Raw genomic sequence first — 13,672 nt, 5'->3', positions numbered from 1 at the left:
TGCGTTGATTCTTTCATAGGCGTAGGCTATCTATGCTTCAGCGCGGGACGCATCGCTCCCCCGAGCCATCGCGCGGGAAGCCCAAGGGACCGAATCGGGAAGGGGCTGGCGTGGACACGCGAAAGCTGAAGTATTTCCTGGCCGTTGTTGACCACGACGGCTTCAACCGCGCTGCGGAGCACCTGCTGATCGCCCAGCCCTCGCTGTCCCAGACCATCGCCGGGCTGGAGAAGGACCTCGGCGTGCCGCTCTTCCACCGCATCGGCCGCCGGGCGGTCCTCAGCGAGGCGGGCAAGGAGCTCGTCGGGCCTGCCAGACTGGTGATGCGCGACCTCGATGCGGCACAGTCGGCAGTACAGGCACTGCGCGGTGTCCGGAGCGGCCGCCTGGACATCATCACCATGCCCTCGCCCGGGATTGAGCCGCTGACGTCGATGATCGCGGGCTTTACCCGGCTCCACCCCTCGGTCCGGCTCAACGTCAGCGCGGCCTTCACACCCGAGGAGGTGATCGAATCCGTCCGCACGGGCAGCACCGAAATCGGCCTTGCCGGCTCCTCGACGCCCATCCGGGTCCCCGGAGTGCAGGTCCTGGAGCTGGAGCGCCAGCCGCTGATCCTGATCGTGAACCCCCAGGCCGACACGTTCAACCCGGGAACGGCCATCCAGCGGGAGGACCTCGGCGGACACCGGCTGATCGCCAGCCAGCGCGGATCCCTGATGCGGTGGCTGGTGGACGATGCGCTGGCGCACGGCGTCAAAACGGAGATTGTCGTCGAGGTCGCCCACCGCACCTCGATCCTGCCGCTGGTGCTCGCCGGAGTGGGACATGCGGTGATGCCCTCCTCGTGGGCGCCCACCGCGCACAAGGCCGGGCTGCGCACGGTCCTCATCGAGCCGGTGTCACACCTCGATGTTGCCATCCTGAGCCGGAAGGAAGACCTGACGCCGGCGGCCCGGGCGTTCCTCAAGGTGGCGGAGCTGCACGCACATGGCAAACCCGATCCACTGCTCCGCTAGCGCCGTTTGGGACCTCAAAAGGGCGCTAGCGGAGCAACCGACGGGAGATCGATAGGCTGAACCTATTTGCCTAGGCTGAACCTATTTGCCGCATCGGATCTTGGTCTTGGACGCCTTGAAGGGGCAGGCCTTCTACTTGAAGAGGAAGGGCAGTGTGACGCTGCTAAACAGACTCAACGAGGAGGTAGGCACATGAGCGCCACCCAGAAATTCAGCATCGCTTCGATTCCCGCAGACGGCGTCGGCAAGGAAGTTGTCTCCGCTGGCCGCCGCGTCCTGGACGCCCTGGCGGAGAACTCCGGCGGCAAGTTTGCCTTCGAGTGGACCGAGTTCCCCTGGGGCTGCGGCTACTACGAAAAGACCGGCCAGATGATGGACCCCAAGGGCCTTGAGACCTTGAAGGATTTCGACGCGATCTACTTCGGCGCCGTCGGCTGGGAGAACGTCCCGGACCACATCAGCCTCTGGGGCCTGCGCCTGAACATCACGCAGAACTTTGACCAGTGGGCCAACGTCCGCCCGGTGAAATTCCTCCCGGGCATTCAGTCTCCGCTGCGCAAGGCCGACAACACCGAGCTCGACTGGGTTGTTGTCCGCGAGAACAGCGAAGGCGAATACGCCGGCCTGGGCGGACGGAACCTGAGCGGCCGAGGCCCCGGCAACGAAGTGGCCCTGCAGACCGCGCTGTTCACAGAAAAGGGCTGTGAGCGCATTATGCGTTTCGCGTTCGACCTCGCCCGGACCCGCACCGTCAAAAAGGTCTCCTCCGTGACCAAGTCCAACGCGCAGCAGTACGGAATGGTCCTCTGGGACGAAACGTTCCAGCGCGTGGCCCTCGATTACCCGGACGTGCAGACCGAAAGCGTCCTGGTCGATGCCATGAGCGCGAAGTTCATCCTCAAGCCGGAGGACCTGTCCGTCGTCGTCGCCTCAAACCTGAACGCCGACATCCTCTCGGACCTGGGCTCGGCCCTGGCCGGCAGCCTGGGCCTCGCGGCCAGCGCGAACCTGAACCCTGAGCGCCGCTTCCCGTCCATGTTCGAACCCGTCCACGGCTCCGCCCCTGACATTGCGGGCAAGGGAATCAGCAACCCGATCGGTGCGATTGCCAGTGCCGCGCTGATGCTGGACCACTTCGGGCTCCACGAGGAAGCCCGCCTGGTCGAGGCCGCCATCGAGCAGACCACCGCCGCCGGATACCTGACGCGCGACGTCGGCGGCGAAGCGAACACCGATGACGTCACCGAGGCAATCGTCAGGGCCCTCACCCACACCCTGGCCGCCGTCTAGCCGGAACGCGCGACCAGCCGGGATATCCCGGCGGTCAGTCCATAGCCAGGAGTGGACGGCGGTTCAACACACCGCCGCAGTCCGCTCCGTCATGCTCCCATTCACCAAGCACCCTCCAGTCACATTCCACAACGAGGTAGGAATCATGGACCACATCACTACTGCCGGCCCGGCTGCCCCAGCCAAAAATCAGACAGCAAAGAACGCGGCGCCCAAGACACGCTGGTACAAGCAGCTGTACTTCTGGGTACTGACCGCCATTCTGGTCGGCATTCTCGTCGGCTGGCTCGCACCGTCCTTCGGCATCGCGATGGAGCCCATCGGCACCACCTTCGTGAACTCGATGAAAATGCTCATCGGCCCGATCGTTTTCCTGACCATTGTGGGCGGCATCGCCAGTGTTGCGGACCTGAAAAAGGTCGGCATGACCGGGCTGAAGGCCCTCACGTACTTCCAGGTCGGCACCATCCTGGCGATGATCTTCGGCCTGGTCGCCATCAACATCTTCCGCCTCGGTGACGGCGTCAACGCCGACGCCGATTCGATCGAAACCTCCGAATCGGCGGCCAAGCTCATCGACGCCGGCGCGAACCAGGAATGGTGGCAGTTCCTCACCCACATCATCCCGAACAGCATCGTGGGCCCGTTCGTTGAGGGCGACATCCTCCAGATCATCTTCATCGCCGTGGTCTTCGGCATCGCCCTGAACGCCATGGGCAAGGTGGGCGCGCCCGTCCTGGACGGCGTACAGCGCCTGACCGGCGTGATGTTCAAGATCCTGAGCTTCACCATGAAAGCCGCCCCGATCGGCGCCTTCGGCGCCATGGCCTTCGCGGTGGGCAAGTACGGCGTCTCCTCCCTCACGAGCATGGGCGGGCTGATCGCCCTGTTCTACATCACCTCCATCCTCTTCGTCGTGGTGGTCCTGGGTTCCGTGATGGCCTTCCTGAAGCTGAACATCTTCAAGATGATCCGCCACCTCAAGGAGGAGTACATGCTCATCCTGGGCACGTCCACCGCCGAACCGGCCCTCCCGGGCCTGATGCGCAAGCTCGAGCACGCCGGCGTGAAGAAGGAAACCGTCGGGCTCGTCGTCCCCACCGGCTACAGCTTCAACCTCGACGGCGCCGCCATCTACCTTTCCCTGGCTGCCCTCTACATCGCCCAGGCCACCAACACTGACCTGACTCTCGGCCAGCAGCTGGGCCTGCTCGCGGTCATGCTGCTGACCTCCAAGGGCGCGGCAGGGGTTGCCGGCGGCGGCTTCATCGCCCTCACCGCCACCCTGACCACCATCGGCACTATCCCCGCCGCCGGCATCATGCTCATTTTCGGCATCGACAAGTTCATGTCCGAGTGCCGCGCTTTGGTGAACTTCACCGGCAACGCCGTGGCAACCCTGTTCATCGCCTGGTGGGACCGCACGCTGGACGCTGACCGCGCCCGCCGGGTCTTCAACGGTGAAACCGTCGAGCCCATGCCGGCCGAGGACCCCATCCACCTCGACGACGTGACCGACCTCGACGAGGACCTGGCCGAATACGGGCACCACAGCCCCAAGCACCCCGCCGTGGAGGATCCGGCTCCCAGGCACGCCGCCGGCGTCGAACACTCCCCGTCCGATGAGCGGCTGTCCGCCGAGCGCCGCCCAGCCTACTCGGAACCCATCTGAGCGCACCTTCACCTGCTGGTGGAAGCAGAAACGCCCGCCCGGGTTTACACGGCGGGCGTTCCTGCTTGCCCGGCGGAAGCAGGGAAGGGCAGGCGTCGTCTGTTACCGGCCGATGCCGGTGACCGCGACCATGACCGGGACGATACTGACGATCAGGAGTGCCCCGAGGATGTCGAACACCAGCCCGGTGCGGATCATCCTGATGATCGGAACGGCGCCGGAACCGTAGACAATGGCGTTTTGCGGGGTGGACACGGGCAGCATAAACCCGAAGGACGCGGCGAAGGTTGCCGCCAGCGCGGGCACAAACGGGTCAATCCCCATCGCCTGGCACAGCGGGATGACGATGGGCACAACGACGGCGGCGGAGGCAGTGTTGCTCGTCGTCTCCGAGATGAGGATGGCCAAAACCGCGGAGAACGCGGTGATGGCCACGACGTTGGAGATGTTGAGGTTCTGGGAGGCGGCCGTCCCGATGGTTTCTGCCAGTCCGGTAGCGGCAAGGAGCGATCCGAAAATGATGCCGGTGCCGAAGAGGAGGATGGTCCCCCAGTCGATTCTGGCGGCGTCCGACCAGGTGAGCGTGGCCCGGCGTTCCTTCCAGTTGACGGGCAGGATGAACAGCAAGGAGGCTCCGAGGACGGCCACGATGCCTTCGTCCAGCCGGTCATCCAGGAACAGGTAGAGGTCGGAGTCGGTGCCTGTTGCGAGGCTGACCATTGCCGGAAGCAGCCAGAGCGTGACGGTGAATCCGAAGGCGATCAACGTGTTGACCTCCGCCCGCGACATTTTGCCGCGGGCGGCCCGCTGCGCGCGGATGTATTCCGCGACGCCCTCGATCCGGCGGACCTCCGGCTTGTTGAGCAGGAACATCGTCAGTGCGAGCACCACGAACATGGCCAGGCACAGCGGGGCTGCGGCGGCGGTCCACTGGGCGAAGGAAATGCGTTGCCCGGTGGCTTCCTCAATGAGGCCCCGGCCGATGAGGTTGGGCGGTGACCCCACCGGCGTGAGCAGGCCTCCGACGCTGGCGCCGTACGCCAGCATCAGCATCAGTGCCGCGCCTACCCGCAGGCGGAGCGGATCAAAGTCGGCCCGGACGACGCCGCGGTCCTGCATGAGCTCGGCGATGACCGCGAGGATGCCCAGGGCGGTAGGCATGAGCATGGCCACCGTTGCCGTGTTCGACACGAAGGCCGACAGCAGGCAGGTGATGACGCCGAAGGCGATGACCACGCGGTAGCTGGACGTTGCCACGCCAGGGATGGACAGCACGGCAAAGGCGAGCCGCTGCGCGATGCCGTGTTTGAGCATCGCCTGGGCGAGGATGAACGCGCCGATGAACGTGAAGATCGTTGTAGAGCCGAACGGGGCCAGGACTTCGCCCGCCGGGGCCACACCGAGAATCACCACGGCGGCAACCCCCAGGAGGCCTCCCACGGGGATGGGCACCGGCTCGCAGATCCACAGGATGATCACGCCCAGCAGAACCGCCGCCAACAGTTGCTGTGTCCGGTCCATCGGCACCGGCACGAGTGCGAAGGTGATCGCCACTGCAGGAGCGAGGAAGAACCCCAGCGTTTGCCTGGCCCGTTCAAACTTCTCTTCCCTGGGAGACAGCGTTTGCTCGCTTAGGCTCCGGAAGGTCGTACCGCCGAGGAGGGCCGTTCGAACGTTGGTCCGCCCGTCCAGTTTCAGGGGGTCTGCGGGCAGTTCCGTGGACATCGCCGTCCTTCCGTCAGGGGTGTGTCAGTTCCTCGAGCAGCCTGAATCCATGACGGTCGACGGATGCCGACGTCGCTGACATCAGGACTACTCCTGTGTTGGCGTCCCGGTCGAGGCCGATCCAGGAGCTGAACCCGCCCGTGGCACCGTTGTGCCAGGTGACGGACCGGCCCTTGGCCTGAAGGGTGATCCAGGCGGCCCCGATGCGGACTGCGGGGCCGGCGAAGTCGGCCACCGGATCCAGGGCGGAAATGCCGGGAGCTGAATCGTCCAGCAGGGCGCGGGTCAGCCTGCCCATGTCACCGATGGAGGCCCGGACGCCGCCGGCGGGAGCCAGGGCTTCGCCGGTCCAGGGTTGCTTTGGCCGGCCGAACCGGCTTCTGCCGGTCAGGGCATCGGGTCCAAGGTCGGCGGCGGCGGAGGGCGTGTACAGCGAGGTGAGCGACAACGGAGCGGAAAGCCGCTCCGTCACGAGATTGCGGTAGCTTAGCCCGGCGCCTGCCGCCACGGCATGCCCGAGCAGTTCAAATCCAAGGTTCGAATACCGCGGACGCGGATCCCGGACCCGCACCGTTCCCGCCTGCGCGAGCAGTTCCTCCAAGTCCTCCCCGTATGGGTTCGCCCCGCGCAGCCATAGTGAAAGCGTGCGCCGCAGGGGGTGCGCGACGGCCGGAAGTCTCGGCAGCCCGGACGAATGGCGGCTCACGGAGGCGAGCGTTACCCGCGCCGCCTCGCAGTCCGCCAGCGGCAGCAGCTCCCCCAGGGTCATGTCGGCTGAGATCTCCCTCCGGTTGCACGCGTCAGCATAGAGCAACCCGGTGATGCCCTTGGAAATCGAACCGATCTCGAAGTCGGCGTCGAGCGGCACACCTGCCGCCGCGACGCTGACCTTTCCGCCGGCGACGGTTGCTACCGCAAAACGTGAATGCCCGCTCCCGAGCACTGTTCCAAGACGCGCTGCCAGCGCCGGATCAGCCTGCAATCCACTCACACCGAAGACCCCGCCCGGTACGTATCAGCGGGGGTCAGCAGGCGGATCGGGCTGCCCTTGAGCCAGGCCTGCACGTCTTCGAAGGCGCCGCCGTAAAACTGCCGGTAGCTTTGCTCCGTGACGTACCCCAGATGCGGCGTCAGAACGGTCCGGGGTGCGGACAGCAGGCGGTGGCCGGCGGGCAACGGTTCGACGTCGTAGACATCCAGGGCGGCGCCGCCGAGCCAGCCTTCGTTCAGTCCGCGGACCAGGGCGTCCTCGTCAACAAGGGGTCCGCGGGCGGTATTGACCAGTACCCCGCTTGGCCCCAGGAGGCGGAGTTCCTCTTCGCCTACCACGCCCCGGGAACGCTCCGAGAGACGCACGTGCACGGAGACCACGTCCGACTCGCGGAAGAGTGCGTCCTTGCTGACTTTCCGGGCGCCGGCCTGCGAGGCTGCCTCGTCGGTGAGGTTGGGGCTCCAGGCAATGACATCCATGCCGAAGGCCCTGCCATAGGCGGCGATCCTTGTCCCGATTTTACCCAGGCCGAGCACGCCCAGCGTCTTGCCGGACAGTTCAAAGCCGACAGTGGACTGCCAGCGGCCGGCGCGCAGTCGTCGGTCTTCGAACGGAACGCTGCGGGCGAATGCGAGCAGCAGGGCCCACGTCAGTTCCGGGGCGGCTGCCGGAGAGCCGCCGGTGCCGCACACCACGACACCCTGTTCCCGGGCCGCCTGGAGATCGATGGACTGGTTCGCCATCCCGGTGGTCACTAACAGCTTGAGGCCGGGCAGCTGCCGCAGCCGGTCGCGGCCGAAGGGGGTGCGTTCCCGCATGGCGATGATGATATCGAAATCCCGCAGGCCGGTGACCGCATCGGCGTCGTCCCGAAATGGCCGGGTCAGGACAGTGACCTCGACGCCGTCGGCCGCAAGCTGTTCCCAAGGCGCGTAGTCCAGGGCAACGGACTGGTAGTCGTCAAGTATGGCAAGGCGCAGGCGCATCATTGGTTCCTTTGGCGTCCAGGTAACGAGGGCTTCCTGCTGACAGGCTACCCTCGAACCCGGCCCAGCAGGCGTGCCCGCTGCCGGGGGTCCCTTGCCGCTGCCCCGGCTGCCACCGCAAGACCGAACGCGCCGTCCAGCACCGCCCGGTCGGCGGACGCGGAAGACCCATAGGCGGCGAACTCCGCGGTGTGATGGGCTGCGCCTCCCACGTCGTAGCCCAGCAGGGGGTGGATGCTTGGCACCAGCTGCGAGACGTTGCCCATGTCAGTGGAAGCCACCGGCTGGTCGTTGAAGACGACGTCCCGTCCCCGGAGAGTCATCGCCTGGCGGTATGCCTCCGAGAGGAACCTGTCCTGCCTCAGCTCGGCATACGAGTTGCCGGTAGGCGTGACCTTGAGCGTGGCACCGCTGGCGAGGGCTCCGGCCTCCAGGCAGCGCCGCACACGGTCCTCGATCACCCGCAGCGTCGCCAGGCTGGGCGAGCGCATCTCCACGCTGGCCCGGGCGCGCTCCGGGATGACGTTGACGGCGCTCCCGCCTTCGGTGACGATCAGCGAGACGATGGAGCCGGGCGGAAGCTGCTGACGGCCCAGGGCAACCGCCGTCTGGGCGACCACGAGGGCGTCCAAGGCATTGATCCCCTCGGCCGGTGCCGCCGCAGCGTGTGCCGGGCGCCCCTCGTACAGCACGTCCCACATGCCCATTGCGAGGGATGAGCCGCCGATGACGTCCTCGGCGCCGGCATGGGCCATCAATGCCAGGCTCACGTCGTCGAAGAAGCCTTCGCCGATGAGGTCCACTTTGCCTCCGGTGGTCTCCTCGGCGGGCGTGCCGAGCACCTTGACCGTAATGCCGAGATCGTCCGCAACGGCGGCCAGTGCGAGCGCCGCGCCCACGGCACTGGCGGCGTTTACGTTGTGACCACAGGCGTGACCGATGTCCGGCAAGGCATCGTATTCGACGCAGAGGGCCACCACGAGTTCCCCGTTTCCGTACCGGGCGCTGAATGCAGCGGGAAGCACTGGCTGGGCAGCGTCAAAGCTGAAGCCGGCGGAGCGCAGCAGCCCGCTGGCCCGTTTGGCTGCCCGGAATTCCTCGCCGCTGCGTTCCGGATCTGCGTGGATGGCATGGCTCAGGCGGAGGATCTTAAGCTGCCATCGCTCCAACGCCGCGGAGATTCGGCTTTGGATCCCGGACCCGACGGCGGCCGCAAGGTCCGCCGTCGCCGTCACCATAGCCGGGTTGAGCGCAACTGCACCCGACGCCGCCGGGCTCATGCCCGGACCTCGGCGGGCTGCCGCTTCGGGTAGCGCGCGGAGGCAGCGGCGGCGACCAGCGCAGCTACGGCGAGCGCTCCCCAGATGGAGACGAGGCCGCCCTCCGTGATGCGCCCGGACTCGGCCGACGACGAGGAGAGAAGCTTGACGACGGCGGCGCCCACCGCAATGCCGACGGAAAGTGCCAGTTCGTTGAGCCCGGCCGCTGTCGAGGTCTCCTCCAAGGGCACACCCTCGACGGATAGTGAGCGGGTCCCCGCCTGGTAAATGCCGAGGCTCAGGTTGAACATGGCGAAACCGACACAGTAGCCTGCCAGCGAGGCATGCGCCGCAATCATCACCACGAAACCGCCGGCCAGGAGCAAGCCGGCGAAGACCAGGGTGGCGCGCTCGCCGAATGCCTTGAGCGCCCGCGCGGTCAACAGCGAGGACACGAGCGAGAGTACGGAGGCGGCGGCAAGGACAACGGCGATCATGAGCGGGCTGAGCGCAAATCCGTAGCCGGCCTTATCGGGGTTGGCGTGCAGGAAGATGCCGTTGGTGCCGAAGTAGCTGATGGACGCAAAGCCGAAGAAGAAGGTGGCGAGCGAGACTGCCCGGATCCGCGGGTTTGCCAGCATGCGCAGGTCCATGAACCTCTTCCCGCGCTCCCCACCGCCGGCGTCGATCACAGCCCAGAACGCCAGCAGGGCCAGTCCGAGAAGTCCTGATCCGAGGGTCCGCACATCGAGCCAGCCCCAGTCCGGACCCATCGAAAGGGCCACAACGAAGCCGATCAGGCCGAGGGAACAGGCCAGCAGGGGCACCACGGCGAGCCGTTCCCCAGTGGGGATGCCGGCGTCGGGCAACAGGAACGAACACACCAGTGCCCCGACTGCGAAGGGGACGCCGACCCAGAAGCCAAGGGCGGGGTCGCTGACGCCCACAATTCCCGCCAGCAATCCGCCGGCACCGACCATGATCATGAGCACACCGATCATGACGCTGACTCCCGTGCGTGTGTGGGCGGGGCTGCTGACCCGCAGGATGCCCATCATCAACGGGATGAAGCCCACGACGCAGGTGAGCAGGACGACCCCTACGGTCACTGTCCACAGGGACGGCCACAGTGCCATCATGAGCACACCGGCAGCGACGACGGCGGTCGACCAACGGAGCACCAGCCGGTATCCGTAGCTGTCTCCGAGCCGGGAGATGATGGGCGTCAGCACGGCGAAGCTGACGTTGGCGACAAGGAAGATGCCGTTGATGGTCGGATCATCGATCGCGAACACGGGCCCGAGGGCGGGCAGGATGGGGTTCAGATACCCCTGGGTGACGCCACTGAGTGATTCGATCACGGCCATTGCCACGATCATGCCGAGGATCGTCCTGCGGGTGATCGCCGACGTCGCCGGTGGCGCTGTTTTGCTTGTCATGTGCTTCCTTTGATTCGGAGAGTTTGCCTGGGTGATGCGAGTCACAACGCTAGAGCCAGCGTTATCCGCTCCAGGCAAATCGCCCGAATTCACCAAAGCAGGGAGGAAATTGAAAGAATCAACCATGATCTCCGAACTGGATCTCGAAATCGTAAACGCCCTGCAGATCAATCCCCGGGCAGACTGGTCCCGGGTTGGGGACGTGCTGGAGTTGTCCGGGGCAACCGTCGCCCGCCGCTGGAACGCGCTCGCGAAAAAGGGGCTCGCGTGGATCACCCCGTCGCCGGGGCCCCGCTACCTCAGTGCCGGCTGGTCCGCTTTCATCCAGCTGTCCTCAGTGCCGGGCGAGCACGAGGCCCTCGTCCGTCGGCTCTGCGCAGAGCCGGCCTTCGGGACCGTGTCCCTCGTCTCGGGGCCCCACGACCTGTTCGTGGACTGTTTCGCCTCAAGCCATGAGGAACTGATGGCGATTGTCACCGGCGCCTTCGCGGACCTGCCGGGGGTCACCCGCAGGGAGGTTGTCTTTGTCACGCAGCTCTACCGGCAGGCCTCGGAGTGGCGCAGCGGCACCTTGGAACCGGCGCGGGCGCGGCTCATGGCCAGGGACTCCGTGCCCCCGCCGCCGGCGTACGCCCCGGACCAGCTTGATGCCTCCCTGCTGGAGGAGTTGGCCGCTGATGGCCGGGCCAGCTGGGCGGAACTGGGCGCTGCGTGCGGCGTGTCGCCCCAAACAGCCCGACGGCGGGTGGAACGGTTCCTGGCGTCCGGCTACATGACGATGAGGTGCGATACGTCCGTTTCTGTCCAGCGGGGCCTGCGGGAAGTCAGCCTGAGCCTGAACGTTCCCGCGACCCATGTGGATTCCATTGGCCGGTACTTCGCCGGCCTGCCGAGCTGCCGTTTGAGCGCCCAGGTTCTGGGCGCCCAAAACCTGGTAGTCACGCTGTGGGTCCGTGACTATCTGGAAGTGCAGGGCCACGAACGTGAACTGGCAGCCAGGGCGCCCGGAAGCACCGTAATCTCCCGCCAGGCGGTGGTGCGAACCTACAAGCGGCTCGGCCACCTGCTGGATGCGTCCGGACGCAGCCGCAGCGTGGTGCCCCTGCCTCTCTGGCGTGAGGCGTGACCCGGGCACATTCGGCCGGAACGCCGGGCGCCGCCAAGGAGCACCACTCGCAGGGAAATGAGGCTACTTGCTCTGGAAGATATTCAGGATGTTGCCCTCGGTGTCCAGGAACCAGGCAGCTTTGCCGACGTCATCGGTAGCGATGCCGTTTTCAGTCTTCAGGCCGGGAAAGTCGTATTCCTCGAAGGTGACGCCGCGGCCCCGCAGTTCTTCCATCTCGGCTTCGATGTTGTCCGTGTTCCAGCCCATCTGGGTGTTTTTCGCGGTGCCGGCGTTGTCGGTCTGGTACAGCAGGAATGTCGTTCCGTTCCCGCAGCGGTACATCAGGTTTTGGTCGTCCAAGACGTCCGGGGCGTCGAGTCCCAGCACGTTCTGATAGAAATCACGTGCCCTGGCAATGTCCTTAGCCGGGAGCACCGCGGCGACCTCACGATCCTTGAGCATGATGAATTCTCCTTAGTTGAGGGGTGGAGATATTCGCCCCGAAGGCGGCGCCTGCGAGGCGGCGTTGCCGGCTCTACCCGGCACCCGGCTTTCGCCATTTTGCGAATGCACCGGGACTGTCGAGGGGGTGTCCGCGCCTGTGTCAACGGCCTGCACGAGAGTCTCCCCGGCGTTCATATCGCCATTATGGCCGCAGATGCACCTTCCCGGATATAGGACGACGGATGGCCGGGCACGGAGCAGTCATGCGCGGATAGTCCCCAACTGACAGGCGTCACCGGGAGTCAGTTCCGGTGTTGGTCCGCCTGTTGATCAGCCAGGTGATGAACCACAGCACGACGCCGATCGCCATCAGCCCGCCGGCGATCTGGTACTGGATGACGTTTCGGCCCACCCACGGGCCGGCGAGGAAGGCACACAGCAGCGCGGCGACAAGCGGCAACTGTCCCGGAGACGTGAAGAACACTTTGCGGTTGGGATCCCGCTTGCCGCGAAGGACAACGCAGGCCACGTTGACGACGGTGAACACGCACAGCAGCAGGAACGCGGTAGTGCCGGAGAGGTTGGCCACGATGTTGCTCTCCGGGTCGGACGTGACGTACCAGATCAGGCCCAGCGCCAGCACGGTGGAGAACAGGATCCCGGCCCACGGGGTGCGGCGCCCCGGCAGGACCTTTCCGAGTGGCCGGGGCAGGACATGCTGGCGTGCCATGCCGTAGATCAGGCGGCTGGCCATCAGCATGTTGATCAGCGCGGTGTTGGCGACAGCGAACACCGCCAGGAACGGGAAGATCCTGTCGATCGGGAAGTCCGGTGAGCCCTTGTGCACCACTTCAAGGAGCGCGGCACCTTCGGCCTCCCTGATGTTCTCCAGCTCGGTAGGAGAGAGCACGCTGACCACGGACACGGCCACCAGCATGTAGAGGATCACGGCAACGCCAAGGCCAGTCAGCATGGTCCGGGGGAAGATCTTCTCCGGGTGCTGAACCTCCTCCACCATGTTCACGGAGTCCTCGAACCCGACCATCGCAAAGAAGGCGATCGAGGTTGCCGCGGTGACCGCCAGGAACAGTCCCTTGTCCTGGTAGTCGTTGAAGACGAAGATCTCCCCCGCGTTCCCGGTGCCCTGCGTCATGACGTAGAAGCCGACGCCGATCACAATGCACAACGCGGTCATCTCGACGATTGTCAGCACCACGTTGAACTTCACGCTCTCGCCCACACCGCGCAGGTTGATCAGTGCCAGCAGCAGCATGAACCCCATCGCCACCGCAGTGATCACGCCCTGTCCGGGCAGGCCCATCCAGCCGTTGATCTCGAGGCCGCCGAAAAAGTTCTGGGCCAGCACGTTGGCCGAGGTGGAGGCGCTGGTGATGCCGGAACAGACGACGGCGAACGCGACCAGGAAGGTGACGAAGTGGATACCGAACGCCTTGTGGGTGTAAAGCGCCGCGCCGGCCGCCTGGGGGTACTGGGTGACCAGCTCCAGGTAGGAGAACGCCGTGAGCGTCGCGACGATGAAGGCCAGGAGGAATGGCAGCCAGACGATGCCGCCGACGGTTCCGGCCATTGTGCCAGTCACGGCGTAAACGCCGGCGCCGAGGATGTCGCCGACAATGAAGAGGAGCAGGAGCTTGGGTCCGAGGACCCGTTTCAGCTCGGGTGCGTCGCCCTCGGGCGTAGCGTCGAACACTTCGTTTGTCGTCGCGCTCATGCTGGAC

Annotated in this window: 11 protein-coding genes; 4 read left to right on the top strand and 7 right to left on the bottom strand. The window is 65.8% G+C overall.

What is annotated here, in order from left to right:
- Positions 1–110: 110 nt before the first annotated feature.
- The 3 genes from J2S97_RS04325 to dctA all read left to right on the top strand — a co-directional run bounded on the left by J2S97_RS04325 (position 111) and on the right by dctA (position 3,981).
- Positions 111–1,019: a LysR family transcriptional regulator gene (locus tag J2S97_RS04325; protein WP_307046948.1), complete on the top strand. Its 909-nt coding sequence runs from the start codon at positions 111–113 to the stop codon at positions 1,017–1,019.
- A 192-nt stretch (positions 1,020–1,211) separates the two neighbouring features.
- Positions 1,212–2,309, top strand: coding sequence for a tartrate dehydrogenase (locus J2S97_RS04320; protein ID WP_307046946.1), 1,098 nt, complete (start codon positions 1,212–1,214; stop codon positions 2,307–2,309).
- A 145-nt stretch (positions 2,310–2,454) separates the two neighbouring features.
- Positions 2,455–3,981, top strand: coding sequence for a C4-dicarboxylate transporter DctA (dctA, locus tag J2S97_RS04315; RefSeq protein ID WP_307046944.1), 1,527 nt, complete (start codon positions 2,455–2,457; stop codon positions 3,979–3,981).
- A 102-nt stretch (positions 3,982–4,083) separates the two neighbouring features.
- On the opposite strand, the gene J2S97_RS04310 is transcribed toward dctA, so the two are convergent.
- The 5 genes from J2S97_RS04310 to J2S97_RS04290 are packed head-to-tail and all read right to left on the bottom strand — an operon-like array spanning position 4,084 to position 10,381.
- The gene (locus tag J2S97_RS04310) at positions 4,084–5,706 is read right to left on the bottom strand and encodes an SLC13 family permease (protein ID WP_307046943.1); all 1,623 of its coding nucleotides are present in this window, start codon (positions 5,704–5,706) and stop codon (positions 4,084–4,086) included.
- 13 nt (positions 5,707–5,719) lie between these two features.
- Positions 5,720–6,697, bottom strand: coding sequence for a serine hydrolase domain-containing protein (locus J2S97_RS04305; protein ID WP_307046940.1), 978 nt, complete (start codon positions 6,695–6,697; stop codon positions 5,720–5,722).
- Positions 6,694–7,686, bottom strand: coding sequence for a D-2-hydroxyacid dehydrogenase family protein (locus tag J2S97_RS04300; protein WP_307046939.1), 993 nt, complete (start codon positions 7,684–7,686; stop codon positions 6,694–6,696). Before J2S97_RS04300 ends, J2S97_RS04305 begins: the two co-directional genes overlap by 4 nt.
- A 44-nt stretch (positions 7,687–7,730) precedes the next feature.
- On the bottom strand, positions 7,731–8,963 hold the full coding sequence (locus J2S97_RS04295) for an amidohydrolase (protein ID WP_307046937.1): 1,233 nt from the start codon (positions 8,961–8,963) through the stop codon (positions 7,731–7,733).
- Positions 8,960–10,381 (bottom strand): MFS transporter, encoded by a 1,422-nt coding sequence (locus tag J2S97_RS04290; protein WP_307046935.1) that lies wholly within the window; start codon positions 10,379–10,381, stop codon positions 8,960–8,962. Before J2S97_RS04290 ends, J2S97_RS04295 begins: the two co-directional genes overlap by 4 nt.
- A 124-nt stretch (positions 10,382–10,505) precedes the next feature.
- On the opposite strand from J2S97_RS04290, the gene J2S97_RS04285 reads away from it, so the two are divergent.
- Complete coding sequence (locus tag J2S97_RS04285) at positions 10,506–11,507, top strand: Lrp/AsnC family transcriptional regulator (RefSeq protein ID WP_307046933.1); 1,002 nt, start codon at positions 10,506–10,508, stop codon at positions 11,505–11,507.
- A gap of 63 nt (positions 11,508–11,570) precedes the next feature.
- Here the strand turns inward: J2S97_RS04285 and J2S97_RS04280 are convergent, their stop codons facing one another.
- On the bottom strand, positions 11,571–11,951 hold the full coding sequence (locus J2S97_RS04280; protein ID WP_307046930.1) for a VOC family protein: 381 nt from the start codon (positions 11,949–11,951) through the stop codon (positions 11,571–11,573).
- A gap of 274 nt (positions 11,952–12,225) precedes the next feature.
- Positions 12,226–13,665 (bottom strand): APC family permease, encoded by a 1,440-nt coding sequence (locus J2S97_RS04275; protein WP_307046927.1) that lies wholly within the window; start codon positions 13,663–13,665, stop codon positions 12,226–12,228.
- Between the last annotated feature and the right edge of the window lie 7 nt (positions 13,666–13,672).

Source organism: Arthrobacter oryzae, from assembly GCF_030812315.1.
In the GTDB taxonomy this organism is placed as follows: Bacteria; Actinomycetota; Actinomycetes; order Actinomycetales; family Micrococcaceae; genus Arthrobacter; species Arthrobacter oryzae_B.
The sequence above is the reverse complement of the archived record's forward strand: the minus strand, read 5'-3'. Positions and strand labels throughout refer to the sequence as shown.

Excerpts from the sequence above, each read along its gene's own strand:
- J2S97_RS04320 (WP_307046946.1), top strand. The coding sequence starts at position 1,212 with ATGAGCGCCACCCAGAAATTCAGCATCGCTTCGATTCCCGCAGACGGC.
- J2S97_RS04280 (WP_307046930.1), bottom strand. The coding sequence starts at position 11,951 with ATGCTCAAGGATCGTGAGGTCGCCGCGGTGCTCCCGGCTAAGGACATT.
- dctA (WP_307046944.1), top strand. The coding sequence starts at position 2,455 with ATGGACCACATCACTACTGCCGGCCCGGCTGCCCCAGCCAAAAATCAG.
- J2S97_RS04285 (WP_307046933.1), top strand. The coding sequence starts at position 10,506 with ATGATCTCCGAACTGGATCTCGAAATCGTAAACGCCCTGCAGATCAAT.
- J2S97_RS04300 (WP_307046939.1), bottom strand. The coding sequence starts at position 7,686 with ATGATGCGCCTGCGCCTTGCCATACTTGACGACTACCAGTCCGTTGCC.
- J2S97_RS04310 (WP_307046943.1), bottom strand. The coding sequence starts at position 5,706 with ATGTCCACGGAACTGCCCGCAGACCCCCTGAAACTGGACGGGCGGACC.
- J2S97_RS04275 (WP_307046927.1), bottom strand. The coding sequence starts at position 13,665 with ATGAGCGCGACGACAAACGAAGTGTTCGACGCTACGCCCGAGGGCGAC.
- J2S97_RS04290 (WP_307046935.1), bottom strand. The coding sequence starts at position 10,381 with ATGACAAGCAAAACAGCGCCACCGGCGACGTCGGCGATCACCCGCAGG.
- J2S97_RS04295 (WP_307046937.1), bottom strand. The coding sequence starts at position 8,963 with ATGAGCCCGGCGGCGTCGGGTGCAGTTGCGCTCAACCCGGCTATGGTG.